The organism is Bacillus cereus group sp. N24 (assembly GCF_016483345.1).
Taxonomy (GTDB): Bacteria; Bacillota; Bacilli; order Bacillales; family Bacillaceae_G; genus Bacillus_A; species Bacillus_A toyonensis.
Window position 1 is genome coordinate 187,489 of the sequence record NZ_JAEHCA010000001.1, and the last position, 15,424, is coordinate 202,912.

The window sequence follows — 15,424 nt, forward strand, 5'->3', positions numbered from 1 at the left end:
CTGAAAATTAAGTTATAATATCATTATAAAATATGAAGGAGGAATGCACTCATGTACTACAACACTTCATTCGAAAACGATCAACCTGTAGGCCGTCTATAAACTAAGACGGGCATTCATTTAACACATACACTTTGCCTCGTCTTAGGGAACTCATAATACCCTAAAAATAGACGGAGGTACTTCAAAATGAAACAAACAATTTTAGGAGCTATATGCTTATCACTAGCAGCAAGTATATGGGGCGGTATGTATGTTGTTAGCAAATACGTACTCGATTATATCCCACCGCTTACACTCGTTTGGCTACGCTTTATTATCGCTTTTGTTGTTTTGTATGGCATTTTGAAAATAGCAGAGAAAAAACAAAAGAAAAAAGTAACCATTCGCAAAAAAGATTGGCTATTATTCGCTTGGATTGGATTTATCGGATATTTCATTTCAATCACATGTCAATTCATCGGAACAAAATTATCCGACGCCCATACAGGCTCTTTAGTAACATCCGCAACACCTGCATTTATGGTTATATTTGCAGCAATTATTTTAAAAGAAAAGCTAACCGCTCGTAGACTTTTATCTACTATAATAGCGACAATCGGTGTCATTATCGTAATCGGATGGGATATTGAAATTGGCTCCTATTTTATCGGTACCATCATATTAGTGGGAGCCGCTATTACGTGGGCTTTACTATCCATTTATGTAAAAATTGCTTCAGCTCGGTTTTCATCTTTAGTTATTACAACGTACGCCATATTCTTTTCACTCTTTTTTATTACACCTTTTATGATATGGGAACTACAAGTAGCCTCTATCGGAACCGTAAATACGTACGTAATACTAGGCGTATTATATTTAGGAGTCATATCAACGGCAGGTGCCTTTTTCCTTTGGAATAAAGGATTAGAACTAATGGATGCAAGCATCGGTTCCTTATTTTTCTTCTTCCAACCTATCGTCGGATCATTACTTGGCTGGCTCTTATTAAATGAGACATTAAATAGTAGCTTTTTTATTGGTGGTATTCTTATTATATGTAGCGTTTTAATTACTACTTTTGAAAAGAAATAAAAAAACAGGCAGAGATTCTTAGTCTCTGCCTGTTCGTATAAACTCACTGTTTACGCACTCCAATGCGCGGGACGCGATAACAATTCCGGCAATTTCGTATGTTTATCCCCTTTCGCCGCATTAATTTGAACTTGCGTAAGAAAAATACTATTTGTAAAGTCTGCACCGCGAATATCTGCATCTCTTAAATCTGCTCCGATGAGATCTGCTCCTCTTAAGTCTGCACCATTTAAGTTCGCTGCAATTAAATAAGCACCCCTTAAATTCGCGCCTTGTAAATTTTTCTTTTTCAGGTTTGCTCCCATAAGATCTGCTCCGCGGTGAATGATTCGTTTCTTACGTGCAGCATTCATTTCCTTCCAAACTAGCTCACTCGTTTCTAAAAGTAAAACATTTACTTTTGCACGGTGTAATGGAATATTTACTTTCATTAACTCATCCGCATTTAAATTCGAAAGTCGCTCTGTCTCTTCAATCGCTTTACTTAGTTCTTTATGAATTGGCTGCGTCGCCTTTAATAGAATCGCCTCATTCAAATACCAAAGCATTTCATGGAGCTGATGCATAACCGGAAAAGCATCATACATTTTTCTCGCATGCTTAGCATCTTTCCGCCAATCAATCCCTTTAAACGTAACTTGAGAAATCTTCTGCCCAGCACCGAAACATTCAAATACTGTACAACCTTTATAACCTTTTCCTCTAAGATTTTTATGTATACTACATTTAAAATCTGATTGTAAATTGGAACATGGTTTACCACCATCTTTATTCACTGCAAAATCTACCGATGCTGCGAACGGTAACGCCACGCAACATAGACCGAAGCATTTTTCGCAGTTTGCTTTTAAATGATCGTTATGATTAGTCAAAATGTATACCCCCTGTTGTCTTTTGACTATTTCATAATATTCCAACTGCACAAAATAATCAATTTTAAAATAAATTGGCATCTTTCATTTCAAATCACAACTTTATCATTCGATTTCCTTTCAATTGAAAAAGACTAATTCTATCTAATGAATTATAATTAAATTATAAATTTTCAAACAAAAAGGAGAATTACTATGGCACTAGAAATGAAAACAAACTGTCAAATTTGTGATCAATTGCTGGAGCAAGATTCTGAAGCTTACATTTGCGTGTATGAATGTACGTTTTGTGCACCATGTACAGAAGAAAGACATAACGTTTGTCCAAACTGCGGCGGCGAGTTAGTACGTAGACCGAAAAAGAAACAGTAAAAAGCAAAGCGATATCGCTTTGCTTTTTTTATTTTCTTGATATATAAAATTATATCAGCGATTTTTCAAATATATCGAACATAACTTAAACATTTAAAAATTTAACACAAACAGGCTCTGGCACAACAGCATCAGATTGTAAAAGAGTTAACTTTCCTGTAGATTCATTTCTTGAAAATAACACAAGATTATGCGACTTTTCATTTGTAGCAACAAGGAACTTTTCAGTAGGATCTAATACAAAGTCTCTTGGCCAATTTCCTTCTGTAGATGTATGTTCAACAAATGTAAGCTCACCTGAATTTTGATCCACACTGAAAACAGCAATACTATTATGACCACGATTACCTGCATATACAAAGCTGCCGTCAGAAGAAATATGAATCGCACTTCCTTGATTATTTTCATCAAATGCTTCAGGAATGGTAGAAATATACTGTAATTCTGTAAAGACCCCTTCTGACGGATTATATGTTAACACAATAACCTCTGAACTAAGCTCCGTCATCACATACGCATATTTTCCATTCGGATGAAATGTAATATGTCTCGGACCACTTCCTGGATTTACAGATAAACTATTCACTTCTGTTAATGTACTATCTTTTATCTCATACGTAATTAATTTATCTATCCCTAAATCAACACCCACCACATATTTTTCATCAGGAGTATATCCCGCGTAATGTGCATGTGGTTTTTCTTGTCTTTCTTTATTCGGACCTGAACCTTCATGTGCCATAATAGATGTAGCAGGATTTACAGTTCCATTTTCTTCATTTACTTCAAAAGACTCAATCGTTCCTTTATGGTAATTTGCTGTAACTACTGTATGATTTCCACTATCAACACTCACATGACAAGGAGAAGCCCCTTCTACTACTTGTCTGTTTTCTTCCGTTAGCTCTCCAGTTTTACTATCAATTGAATAAGTAGCTACACCACCAGATTCTCCTTCCTTAACAACAGAATAGAGATATTCATTATTTCGGTTAATCGTTACATATGTAGGGTTATCCAGTTTGGTCGCAAGTGTTACATTACTAATTGTTTTTGCTTCCGCATCTAACGTAAACTTATATATTCCTTCACTATTTTCTTTCGTGTATGTTCCAACATATCCAATAAACTCTTTGTTATCCTTCATTTTCATAACCCTCTCTCCCTATATTTTTCGTTCATCATACTTCTTAAAATATTTTATGTTGAAAGAGTATCCTAAAAAATTGGAGTACCTCTTTATACGTTACCATATTTCTCTGCTAAATAGCCTTTAAACCCACTTTTTTTGATACGCTGCTATACTTTCATATTCTTCTTCCAAGTGACGGGACAGACGAATATAGATTGGTGTTAAATCTTTATATTTTTCCACACTTTCCATGTTTGGTTCATGGTGGAAATTCGCACCTACCATTTCAGAAACTACATGTAACGTATCTACTTCACCTAAACTATATAAACCGAGGATTGCAGCTCCTAAGCAAGAGCTTTCGAAACTTTCAGGAACATATACGTCTTGATGAAAAATATCCGCCATCATCTGTCTCCAAAGTTCTGACCTTGCAAAACCGCCTGTTGCTTGAATTTTTTTCGGTTCGCCAATTAGCTCTTTTAAAGCGAGAAGAACGGTATATAAGTTATAAATTACTCCTTCTAATACCGCACGAATAAGATGTTCTTTCTTATGATGTAATCCGAGTCCAAAAAAAGATCCTCGCGCATTCGCATTCCATAAAGGAGCTCTTTCCCCTGCTAAATACGGATGAAATAATAAACCGTCAGATCCAGGATTTACTTTTGCTGCTATTTCAGTAAGCACTTCATATGGATCTTTCCCTAAACGCTTCGCAAGTTCAATCTCTGAAGTGCCTAATTGGTCACGAGCCCACCTAAAAATCATACCACCGTTATTAACTGGTCCACCGATTACCCAATGGTCTTCAGTTAAGGCATAACAAAAAATTCTACCTTTTGGATCTGTCACAGGACAATTTGTTACAGCACGTATCGCACCGCTTGTACCAATTGTAACAGCCACACCCCCAGGATCTATTGCATTTACGCCTAAATTCGATAGCACTCCATCACTCGCTCCTACTATAAAAGGAGTAGAAACAAGTACATTCATCTCTTTTGCAAGTTCTTCATCTAGCCCTATTAAGCTGTGCGTCGTTGGAACAAGTTTAGAAAGCTTTTCATCTGAAATCCCTGCAACACGAAGAGCTTCCTCATCCCATTTTAAAGATTTCAAATTGAACATTCCTGTTGCTGATGCTATAGAATAATCAATTACATATTCTTTATATAACTTATAAAACACATATTCTTTAATAGAAATAAATTTATAACTTTTTGCAAACAATTCTGCCTGCTCATTCTGTAACCAAACTAATTTCGAAAGTGGTGACATCGGATGAATTGGTGTTCCAGTACGCAAATAAATTTCATGACCATTCATATCACTCTTTATTTTCTCTGCCCAGCTTGCACTTCTATTATCTGCCCAAGTGATACATCTCGTTAACGGTTTTCCCTTCTCATCTACAGCAATGATACTATGCATTGCCGAACTAAAAGAGACACAAAGAATATCATTTGGCTGTACACTACTTGATCGTACAGTTTCTTTAATCGTATTTATTACTGCATGAAAAATTTCTTCTGGGTCTTGTTCTGCTATTTCAGGCGTAGGAGAATATAAAGGATATTCAATTCCATGACTTGCAATGACAGATCCATCAGTAGAAAATAGAACTGATTTTGTACTAGTTGTCCCAATGTCTACACCAATCATATATTTTGAGCTCACCATTTCTTCCTCCTAACAAAAAATTGCTACAGTATCCCACCATAAAAATACATTCCTTTTATCTATTAATAACGTTGTATGGCACAATTATCTAAATAGAAACATCCCTATTTTAAACAAACATATCGAGTAGTAAAACGCCTCCAAAAGCGATAAATGAAAGTAATGTTTCTAATACTGTCCATGTTTTAAATGTTTCTTTCACTGTTAAACCTAGGTATTCTTTTACCATCCAAAATCCAGCATCGTTTACGTGTGAAAACATGAGTGCTCCTGCACCTGTTGCAATGACGAGTAATTCTAAATTCACACCTGTCGTATTTTCAACGATTGGCGAAACAATACCCGCTGCTGTTGTTAAGGCGACTGTCGCTGACCCTGTCGCAATTCGAATTAACCCAGCTACTATAAATGCTAATACAATTGGAGATAGAGCTAAATGTTCAGACATTTGAGCAATAGCATTCCCTACGCCACTATCGATAAGAATTTGCTTAAATCCGCCGCCAGCACCAATAATCGCAACAATAGAACCGATTGGTAATAAGCTATCTTCTGTTACCTTCTTAATAGCCTTTTTATCGATACCTTGACGAAATCCAAGAAAATAGAAAGCTGCAAAACATGCAATCAAAAGCGCAATGATAGGACTACCGATTAATGTGACAATCTTCATTAAAGTATCAGAAAGGGGAACATAAGGAGCTGCTGCTGCTAACACCATTAACATAACGGGTAACAATATAACTAAAAATGAAACTCCTATTCCTGGTAATTTCGTTGATTTTGTATTTACACGTATCAATTCTGGTTCATTTTCAGGAATTACACGTTTGTGAATCCATTTAGCGAATATAGGACCTGCAATAATCGCTGCAAAAAATGTAATAATGAGTGAATAAAGAAGTACCTTCCCAAGGTTCGCTTTATAAATACCAATTGCAACGATGGCCCCTGGATGCGGAGGAACAAGGCCGTGTACGACAGATAACCCAGCAATTGCTGGTAATGCTATCAATAAAATATTTTGTTTCGTTGTTTTATGAATAGAAATTACTAACGGCAATAATATTAAAATGCCTACTTCAAAAAACACCGGAATTCCAATAATAAAACCTGCAATTAACATCGCCCATGGTAAGTTTTTTATTCCAAAGGATTTAATAAAGAACTCTGCCACCTGCATTCCAGCACCTGACTCTGCCATCATTTTCCCTAGAATTGTACCTAATACTAAAATACCTACTAAATGCCCGAGAACACTTCCGACTCCCGTTTCATAAGCGCTCACTATTTTATCCCTTGGCATTCCAGACATAATTGCTAAAAACAAACTTGCAATCGTTAAACTAATAAACGCATGCCATCTCCACCACGATACTCCTAAAATAACAATTACAATTGATAATAATGTAATCATTAAAAGGTACATATTCATACTCAGTTCCACCTCTTTATGTAAACCCTTTCAAAATTACTATACAATTAAGAGAACTTATATAGTTCTTTCTTGAGTAAGAGATGTTTTCACATAATAATGATTTATATAAAAAGAATCTCCCTTATCAGAGATACACGTTAACTACTCTCTCTAATAAGGGGATTTCTCTTTAATAATTATAATGTTATTGTGATAAACGCTTCGTGCGAGCAATTTGTCCTTTTTTTAAAGTGCATGACGCTTTCTTCTCTTGCTGTATTCACGTAGTAAGACTCCAAAAAGTTAAACGATGAAGTTACCTAGGAATCTGTCCTCTCATGAAAAGCAATTTTCGGAAAGCCTCCTTCACTTTCATATATTATAATTTAGGTGCTTTCGCCCAATCTGCAGCGAACTTTTCCATGCCTTGATCTGTTAATGGATGCATAGCAAGTTGTTCAATTACTTTATAAGGAATTGTTGCAATGTGAGCACCTGCCATCGCTACACGAGTTACATGATCTGGGTGTCTGACAGAAGCCGCAATAATTTGTGTATCTAATTGATGAATATCGAATAGTTCAGCAATTTTCGCAACTAAGAGCACACCATCTTCAGAAATATCATCTAAACGCCCTAAAAATGGAGAAACGTACGTTGCACCTGCTCGAGCCGCTAAAAGAGCTTGGTTCACAGTGAAAATAAGTGTAACGTTCGTTTTCACACCTTTTTCAGTAAGATAACGACAAGCTTCTAATCCTGCTAGCGTCATCGGAAGTTTTATTGTGACGTTTTTATCGCCACCGTTAATTTTAATTAATTCTTCTGCTTGAGCAATCATTTCTTCAGCTGTAACAGCATCTGGCGTTACTTCTGCCGAAACAGACTCAACTTTAGGTACTGCCTGACAAATTTCTGCGATACGGTCTTCAAACTTAACACCCTCTTTTGCTACTAAAGAAGGATTCGTTGTAACACCAGCTAAAACTCCAAGTTTATATGCTTTTTTTATGTCCTCAAGGTTTGCAGTATCAATAAAAAACTTCATGATTAATTCCCTCCAGTTTTTAAACGTTGATGAGTTACATGTTTAGGATGTTTATCCCACTATTTGCCGAGCAGTAAGACCCCACCTCAACATTCAGCGAAGCAAAGAAGTTAGGTTTGGGGTCGTTCTTCCCGTAAAAGTTCGATTGGTAAAGGCTAATGTGGAGGATGAAGAACCCCCACTAATTAAAGTTTCACTTTATTTCTTTTCTACTGCATGTCCGCCAAATTCATTACGCAGAGCTGCTACAACTTTTCCTGTAAATGTATCATTGTCTAATGAGCGGTAGCGCATTAATAGAGACATTGCGATAACAGGAGTTGCTGTTTGAAGGTCTAATGCTGTTTCTACTGTCCATTTTCCTTCACCAGAAGAATGCATTACTCCCTTAATTTCATCTAGTTTCGCATCTTTAGAAAATGCATTTTCAGTTAATTCCATTAACCAAGAGCGAATGACTGAACCGTTATTCCATACTCTTGATACTTTTTCATAATCGTAGTCAAATTCACTTTTCTCTAGAATCTCAAATCCTTCACCAATCGCAGCCATCATACCGTATTCAATTCCGTTGTGAACCATTTTTAAGAAGTGACCACTACCAGCTTTTCCGGCATATAAGAATCCATTTTCTACAGCTGTATCACGGAAGATAGGTTCAACGATGTCCCAAGCTTCTTGATCTCCTCCGATCATGTAACAAGCACCATTACGAGCGCCTTCCATTCCGCCAGAAGTTCCTGCATCCATAAAGTGAATGCCATCTTTCTTTAGTTGCTCATATCGGCGAATAGACTCTTTATAATGTGAATTACCCGCTTCAATTAAAATATCTCCTTTTGAAAGCAATGGCGTAACCTCATCAATAACAGAATCAACAACAGCGTGTGGTACCATAAACCAAAGAATTCTTGGTGATTGTAATGACTGAACAAGATCACTTAAACTAGATACACCTGTAGCCCCGTACTCTTTCATTTCTTCCACTGCGCTCGTATTTAAATCAAATGCTGCTACTTCATGTTTATGATCCATTAAATTTTTCCCTAAATTTAATCCCATTTTACCTAAACCAATTAACCCTACTTGCATAATATAATTCCTCCTCAAATCATCTTTTATTAAAAATTCACATCACTACGATCTTGAATACCTTTCAACACTGATAAGTTGATTTGTCTAGAAAGGTATTCACAGTCATAGCTTAAGAATTCAATACATTTTTTGTAATTTGAACAACATTTTCTGTCGTAAATCCAAATAGATTCATGACTTCAGCTCCAGTGCCTGAAGCTCCAAATGTTTCAATTGATAGTACTTTTCCTTCCTGCCCTACATAACGCTCCCAACCGAGAGATACACCCATCTCAAGCGATACTCGTTTCGTTACAGAAGACGGAAGAATTGATTCTTTATATTCTTTCGATTGGCGATCGAATAACTCCCAGCTCGGCATTGCAACGATGCGAACAGAAACATGATCTTCTTCTAATTTTGATTTCGCATTAGCAGCTAAGGATACTTCAGAACCTGTCGCAATTAAAATTACATCCGGATTTTCGTTTGTTTGCGTTAATACATAAGCTCCTTTAGAAAGATTCTCTATGTTCGCTTTCGTTTCCTCAAATACCGGTAAATTTTGACGACTAAGTACTAAAACGACTGGACCATCCGCTTGCTGTAAAGCATAAGCCCATGCACTCGCTGTTTCATTCGCATCTGACGGGCGGATAACTGTTAAACCAGGAATTGCCCGAAGAGCTGCTAAATGTTCAACTGGTTCATGCGTTGGACCATCTTCTCCTACAGCGATCGAATCATGCGTAAATACGTAAGTAACTGGTAACTTTTGCAATGCAGCAAGTCGAATAGATGGACGAAGGTAATCATTAAATACAAAGAATGTACTAACGAAAGGTTTTATTCCTCCATGAAGTGCCAGTCCATTCGCTGCCGCGCCCATTGCATGTTCACGTACACCGAAGTATATATTTCGGCCAGCATACGATTCTACTGCATACACTGCTTCACCTTTTATATCTGTCATCGTAGAATGAGAAAGATCTGCACTTCCACCGAAAATAGAAGGAATCGATTTCACATAATGGTTAATAGCTTCCCCACTTGCAACACGAGTGGAAATCATTTTATCCGTATCAAAGGATAGAATGTCTTTCGCTTCGATTAAAACCTCACCTGTAATCGCTTTTTCTAATTCATCTGCTAGTGCAGGGTTCGACTCTCTGAATACGTTGAACTGCTCATTCCATTTGTTCTCTTTTTCAATACCTTTTTGTTTCAAATCATTAAAATGAGCTGTTACTTCTTCAGGCACAAAGAAGTCTTCCTCATAATGCCAACCATACACTTGTTTTGTCGCTGTCGCTTCTTCTACTCCAAGTGGGTTACCATGTGCTTTGTTCGTTCCAGCAACTTTTGGACTTCCATAACCTATAATGGTTCTAATTTCTATAAGAGTAGGTTGATTCGTATTGCCTTTCGCTAATTGAATAGCTTTTGTAATAGCATCAACATCGTTTCCATCCTCAACTCTTACATATTGCCAATGTGCAGATTCTACCCTTTTCTGAATATCTTCAGAAAAAGCAATGTTTAATTCACCATCAAGTGAAATTTCATTTGAATCATATAGTACAATTAACTTGCCAAGTTTCATGTGCCCTGCCATTGACATCGCTTCATAAGCGACACCCTCCATTAAGTCACCGTCTCCAACTAAAGCGTACGTATTGTGATCTATAATAGAGTGACCATCCTTATTGAACTTCGCTGCTAAATGCGCTTCTGCCATTGCCATTCCAACAGCATTGGCAATCCCTTGTCCTAACGGTCCTGTTGTCGCTTCAACTCCAGAAGTATGACCAAACTCAGGATGTCCTGGTGTTTTACTATTTAACTTTCTGAAGCTTTTCAAGTCATCAATCGAAACGTCATATCCGGCTAAATGAAGTAGGCTATATAATAAACTAGATCCATGTCCCGCCGATAAAACGAATCGATCACGGTTAAACCATTTTGGATGATTAGGATTGTGATTTAAATGATTCGCCCATAATGCATAAGCCATTGGTGCTGCGCCCATCGGAAGACCTGGATGACCTGAATTTGCCGCATTAATAGCATCAATTGATAACGTACGAAGTGTATTCACTGCTAATTGATTTATGTTTTGTGCCATAGTAATTGTCCCCCTAAATTCCTTCATTAAAGAAAGTACTTATTTTTCCGTTTTTTGATCTAACCACCATTTAAATTCACTTTCTTGCAATAGTTCATTAGACGCATCTGGACCATATGAACCCGACTCATATTCATGAAGTGGCAATAAGTTTTCCTCGAATGCTTCAAGAATTGGTTGTACCCATTCCCATGACAATTCAACTTCTCTCCAATGCGCAAAGAATGTAGCGTCTCCACTTACAGCATCATGAATGAGTCTTTCATACGCTTCAGGTACTCCCACATCCGCTTGCTCACAAGTAAAGTTAATACGGATTGGTTCAATTTCTCCATTTTTCAATGGATTTTTACTATTTAACTGTAATGAAACATTCTCACCTGGGCTAATTTCAATTATTAATAAGTTAGGTTCTGCATTTGGATTATTATCTTGATATTGTTGTTTTAACGTATTTTTAAATTCAATTACAATACGAGTAGACTTTTCTTTCATTCGTTTTCCTGTTCGTATATAGAAAGGAACGCCAGTCCAAAATGGATTATCGATCCATAATCGAGCAGCAACAAATGTGTCTATGTTAGAAGAAGGATTTACTCCTGGCTCCTCTTTATATGCTACAACTTGCCCGCCTTTTATCTCTCCTGCAGCGTATTGTCCGCGAATGATATGGTTGTGAACGTCTTCTTTTTTCACTTTACGAAGCGTTTCCATTACCTTTCGCTTTTCCTCTCGAATTTCACATGCGTTAATTTTTTCCGGCAGATTCATAGCAGTCATCATTAATATTTGTAACATATGATTTTGAACCATATCACGAATGGCTCCTGCCTGATCATAATATCCTGCTCTTTCTTCAACCCCAACTGTTTCACTCGCTGTGATTTGCACATTCGCTATATGTTCTTTATTCCAAATCGATTGGAGAACAGGATTTGCAAATTCTAATGCTTCAAGGTTTTGAATCATCGGCTTACCTAAATAATGATCAATACGGTATATCTCGTCTTCTTCAAACGTTCGACTAAGCTTATCGTTAAGCTCACGAGCAGATGTAAGATCGTGCCCGAACGGTTTCTCAATCATCAAACGTTTCCATCCATCCGTTTTATCGAGTCCGCTTTCCTTAATATTTAAAGCAATTGTCTCGAAAAATTCAGGAGCAACTGAAAGATAGAACATTCTATTACCTTTTATATGTAGTTCTTCTTCCCTTTCACGAACGACTTTTAATAACCTCTCATAGTCTTCCGGCTTACTCACATCTAATGGACAATAGCGAAAATTATCTAAAAAACCTTCGAGTTCCGGAGTACCTTCTTCCCTCTGACGAGAAAACGTCTCTATTGATTCTTTTATTCTTTTTTGAAAATCTTCATGAGATACTTGACGTCTTCCAAGCCCGATAACGGATATTTGCTTTGGAAGCTTTTGATCTCTATATAAGTTATATAGGGCGGGGTAAATTTTGCGTTTCGCTAAGTCCCCTGTCGCTCCAAATAAAACAAAGGTCATTGATTCCAATTTTAGTCCCCCTCTTGTTGTATAATCCTGGTCAATATATTCAAAATGAATTGTACAGAAGCTCATGTTTTATAAAAAACAAAGAGTTATCAAATTCCAATTCTTTTTATACCTTTCGCTTTCTAATTGTCCCCAATATTAATAGTGGCAATTCAAAGCATTTCTACCACAACTTACTTATTTATCGAATTTAACGAAATAATTTATATTTGATTACTTTTAGTAATTAAATAATCTTATGTTTAGTATATTAACCACATAAATTATTATCGTCAATAAAAATGTCTTGGATTAAATACTATTTATTTCGTAATACTTTTCTAAGTGTATTCCTAGTTACCATTCATTTTCAAAGATAATGATCAATATAATAAATATCAGTTTCATCAAAATCTTCAATCAATTTTCTATTAAACTTGCGAGCAGACGTTACACTATAATCAAAAGGCTTCTCTATAATAAGACGGTTTAACCCTTTTGTAGCCCACAATCCACTCTCTTTAATATTCAAAGCAACGTTATCAAACACTTCTGGTATAACAGATAGGTAAAACATACGGTTTTCAGAAATGTTTAATTCTGTTTCACGCCTCTTTACAAGACTCAACAAATCTTGATAGTCCTCTATATTCGCTGTATTTACTTGACAATAACGAAATATGCTAATAAATTCTTCTACTCCTGATTTGTCATCAGTAGATCTTCTAGAAAATGTAGCAAGGGATTGTTCTACCTTTGTTTGAAATTCCACATCTGACATTACCCTTCTGCCAATACCGATAATCGAAATAGATTGCGGTATATGTTGATTACTAAATAGTTTGTATAAAGCAGGGTAAATTTTGCGTTTCGCTAAATCCCCTGTCGCTCCGAATAAAAGAAATGTCATTGAATCCATTTGTTCTCTCCCTTTTAAAACAATCACCAGAATAGAATATATAAGCTCATTCGCTACTTAGCACAATACTGTCTCTAAAACCTCATACTTTACCAATGTTTCTTCAATACAATTTTGCCAAGAGTACGTTCTGACTCACTTATGTGGTGTGCTTTTTTTACACCTTCTACATGTAAAGGTAACACATGCGTTACAACAGGTTTAATCTTCCCGCCCTCAATTAATCCTGTAATAAGAGAAAGTTCATATCCGTTAGGTTCAGTAAATATATGGTCACTCTCAATATCTTTCTCTCTTGCTATTTCAGTTTGCGGAATTTCCATACCTTTCGGACCATAAATAGATGCTAACTTTCCATTTTGTGCAAGTACTTTATAACTATCCTTTAGTACATCCCCGCCTAACACATCAAATACAATATTGTAATTATGCAGGAGTAGAGAAAAGTCTTCTGTTTTGTAATCAATGACAGTATCAGCGCCTAGATCCTTTACAAACTGCATGTTTTTCGTACTAGTCGTAGTTGCAACATGTGCACCGAAGCTTTTGGCTAGCTGAATAGCAAACGTACCAATCCCCCCAGATCCAGCATGAATTAAAACCTTATTCCCCTTTTGAACATTAGCGAATTTCACTAAACTTTGCCAACTTGTCAATCCTACAAGAGGGATTGATGCCGCTTCTTCAAAGGATAGATTTCTCGGCTTTTTCGCTACGTACTTCTCATCTACTGCCACATACTCTGCATAAGCGCCATTTCGTTCAATATCCGGACGACTATATACTTCATCACCGACTTTAAATGCTGTTACGCTTTTCCCTATGGCAGCAACTACACCTGCAACATCCCATCCTAAAACGAGCGGGAAGTCATAAGAAATTACATCTTGAAGTAAACCTTCACGTATTTTCCAATCCACAGGGTTTACACCAGCTGCATATACTTCAATCAGTACATCGTTTTCTCCCAATAGGGGTGTTTTCATTTCAATCTCTTGTAGTACACTTTTATCTCCATATTGCATAAGTCCTATCGCTTTCATTCTTTCCACTCCTTTACAATGCAGGGAAATGAGGAAGTACTTCTTCCCCTAGCTCATCCAACACTTCATTAGCCGGGCGTTGACCATCAAATAGAGCAAGGAACAAATGATTCACACCAATACTTTTATATATATCAAGTAATTCAATTAGTGCCTTACGTCCTGTACGGTAACCTAAACGTATCGGTGTAGGACGTTCATTTGGATCTTCAGATAAGTCTAAATGCATCGGTTGTATAAATGGTTTGAATACATCTGGATGATAATCCTCTACTAGTTCTCTCCATTGTCCAATTGCTGCCGCCTGATGCACCGGACTACGTGGGTAGTACATCCATCCATCACCATGTTCAGCGAACCAGTCCATATTTTGCTGACTAAAACCTGTAATAAAGGTTGGAACACGTTTAGACGGTTTTGGAACTAAATTTGCTCCATTCACTTCTCCTAGCGTCGACTGGATAGACGGGAAGTTTTTATACAAAATCTCTTCCAAGTAAGCAAACGCTTCTCTAAACTTTTCACCTCGTGTTTCATGACTAACACCTAACGCCTTGAAATCGGCACGTCGGTCACCTGATGAAACGCCGAGCATAATTCTTTCTGGAAACAGTTGTTCCAATGTCGCAATTTCTTTCGCTACACGCAATGGATGGCGAAGTGACAATACAGTTGCCGACGTTCCGAATGCTATTTTCTCTGTTTTACTTGCTAAATACGTTAAATAAATCATCATATCGTAAATTTGACCTGTTGCAGGATCACCAAAGTCAGGGTCTTGCAGTAAAACATCGCGAAGCCATACGCCTGTAAAACCATATTGTTCCGCTTTTTGTACCAACTCTACTTGTTTTTCCATCGTTGGAGCATGAAACTGATAATTTTCAATCGGAATGTGAACTCCTAATGTAAGTTGATCTTTCGCAAACATACGATTATATCCAAAATGATTCGCAAACTTTTCCATGTGTTTCACTCACTTTCCTTCATTCATATAAATCTATGCTTTTCTTTACTTTTCATATTTCTTCTCAAAATTCATGAGCAATACTGTATCACCACATTGTTGCCGATTGTCATCGTGATAACTTTCTTTGTGCTACGAGTGTTATTATAAATCGGTCATAACATGAATAACAGTACGTACTTTAAAGTGATGTAG

At 36.8% G+C, this 15,424-nt stretch carries 13 protein-coding genes; 2 read left to right on the forward strand and 11 right to left on the reverse strand.

The window, feature by feature from the left end:
• Positions 1-189: 189 nt before the first annotated feature.
• On the forward strand, positions 190-1,074 hold the full coding sequence (locus JDS95_RS00925; protein WP_000814755.1) for a DMT family transporter: 885 nt from the start codon (positions 190-192) through the stop codon (positions 1,072-1,074).
• Between the two features lie 50 nt (positions 1,075-1,124).
• On the opposite strand, the gene JDS95_RS00930 is transcribed toward JDS95_RS00925, so the two are convergent.
• Positions 1,125-1,946: a pentapeptide repeat-containing protein gene (locus tag JDS95_RS00930; protein ID WP_016108826.1), complete on the reverse strand. Its 822-nt coding sequence runs from the start codon at positions 1,944-1,946 to the stop codon at positions 1,125-1,127.
• A 195-nt stretch (positions 1,947-2,141) separates the two neighbouring features.
• On the opposite strand from JDS95_RS00930, the gene JDS95_RS00935 reads away from it, so the two are divergent.
• Positions 2,142-2,318: a DUF1272 domain-containing protein gene (locus JDS95_RS00935; protein ID WP_001162784.1), complete on the forward strand. Its 177-nt coding sequence runs from the start codon at positions 2,142-2,144 to the stop codon at positions 2,316-2,318.
• Positions 2,319-2,403: 85 nt separating this feature from the next.
• Here the strand turns inward: JDS95_RS00935 and JDS95_RS00940 are convergent, their stop codons facing one another.
• The 10 genes from JDS95_RS00940 to JDS95_RS00985 all read right to left on the reverse strand — a co-directional run bounded on the left by JDS95_RS00940 (position 2,404) and on the right by JDS95_RS00985 (position 15,229).
• Positions 2,404-3,465 carry a lactonase family protein gene (locus tag JDS95_RS00940; RefSeq protein WP_144467335.1) on the reverse strand — a complete coding sequence of 354 codons (1,062 nt, stop codon included), beginning with the start codon at positions 3,463-3,465 and terminating at the stop codon, positions 2,404-2,406.
• 126 nt (positions 3,466-3,591) lie between these two features.
• Positions 3,592-5,133, reverse strand: coding sequence for a gluconokinase (gene gntK / locus JDS95_RS00945; RefSeq protein WP_144467301.1), 1,542 nt, complete (start codon positions 5,131-5,133; stop codon positions 3,592-3,594).
• 109 nt (positions 5,134-5,242) lie between these two features.
• Positions 5,243-6,568, reverse strand: coding sequence for a gluconate permease GntP (gntP, locus tag JDS95_RS00950; protein ID WP_144467302.1), 1,326 nt, complete (start codon positions 6,566-6,568; stop codon positions 5,243-5,245).
• A gap of 361 nt (positions 6,569-6,929) precedes the next feature.
• A complete protein-coding gene (gene fsa, locus JDS95_RS00955; protein ID WP_144467303.1) occupies positions 6,930-7,598 on the reverse strand; it encodes a fructose-6-phosphate aldolase in 669 nt (222 codons plus the stop codon).
• Between the two features lie 198 nt (positions 7,599-7,796).
• Complete coding sequence (gene gnd / locus JDS95_RS00960; protein WP_199690162.1) at positions 7,797-8,690, reverse strand: phosphogluconate dehydrogenase (NAD(+)-dependent, decarboxylating); 894 nt, start codon at positions 8,688-8,690, stop codon at positions 7,797-7,799.
• Positions 8,691-8,802: 112 nt separating this feature from the next.
• A complete protein-coding gene (gene tkt, locus JDS95_RS00965) occupies positions 8,803-10,797 on the reverse strand; it encodes a transketolase (protein ID WP_144467305.1) in 1,995 nt (664 codons plus the stop codon).
• Between the two features lie 39 nt (positions 10,798-10,836).
• Positions 10,837-12,321 (reverse strand): glucose-6-phosphate dehydrogenase, encoded by a 1,485-nt coding sequence (gene zwf / locus JDS95_RS00970; RefSeq protein ID WP_144467306.1) that lies wholly within the window; start codon positions 12,319-12,321, stop codon positions 10,837-10,839.
• Positions 12,322-12,670: 349 nt separating this feature from the next.
• Positions 12,671-13,219, reverse strand: coding sequence for a glucose-6-phosphate dehydrogenase (locus JDS95_RS00975; RefSeq protein WP_144467307.1), 549 nt, complete (start codon positions 13,217-13,219; stop codon positions 12,671-12,673).
• An 89-nt stretch (positions 13,220-13,308) separates the two neighbouring features.
• Positions 13,309-14,262: an NADP-dependent oxidoreductase gene (locus JDS95_RS00980; protein WP_000643789.1), complete on the reverse strand. Its 954-nt coding sequence runs from the start codon at positions 14,260-14,262 to the stop codon at positions 13,309-13,311.
• Between the two features lie 13 nt (positions 14,263-14,275).
• A complete protein-coding gene (locus JDS95_RS00985; RefSeq protein WP_144467336.1) occupies positions 14,276-15,229 on the reverse strand; it encodes an LLM class oxidoreductase in 954 nt (317 codons plus the stop codon).
• Positions 15,230-15,424 lie beyond the last annotated feature (195 nt).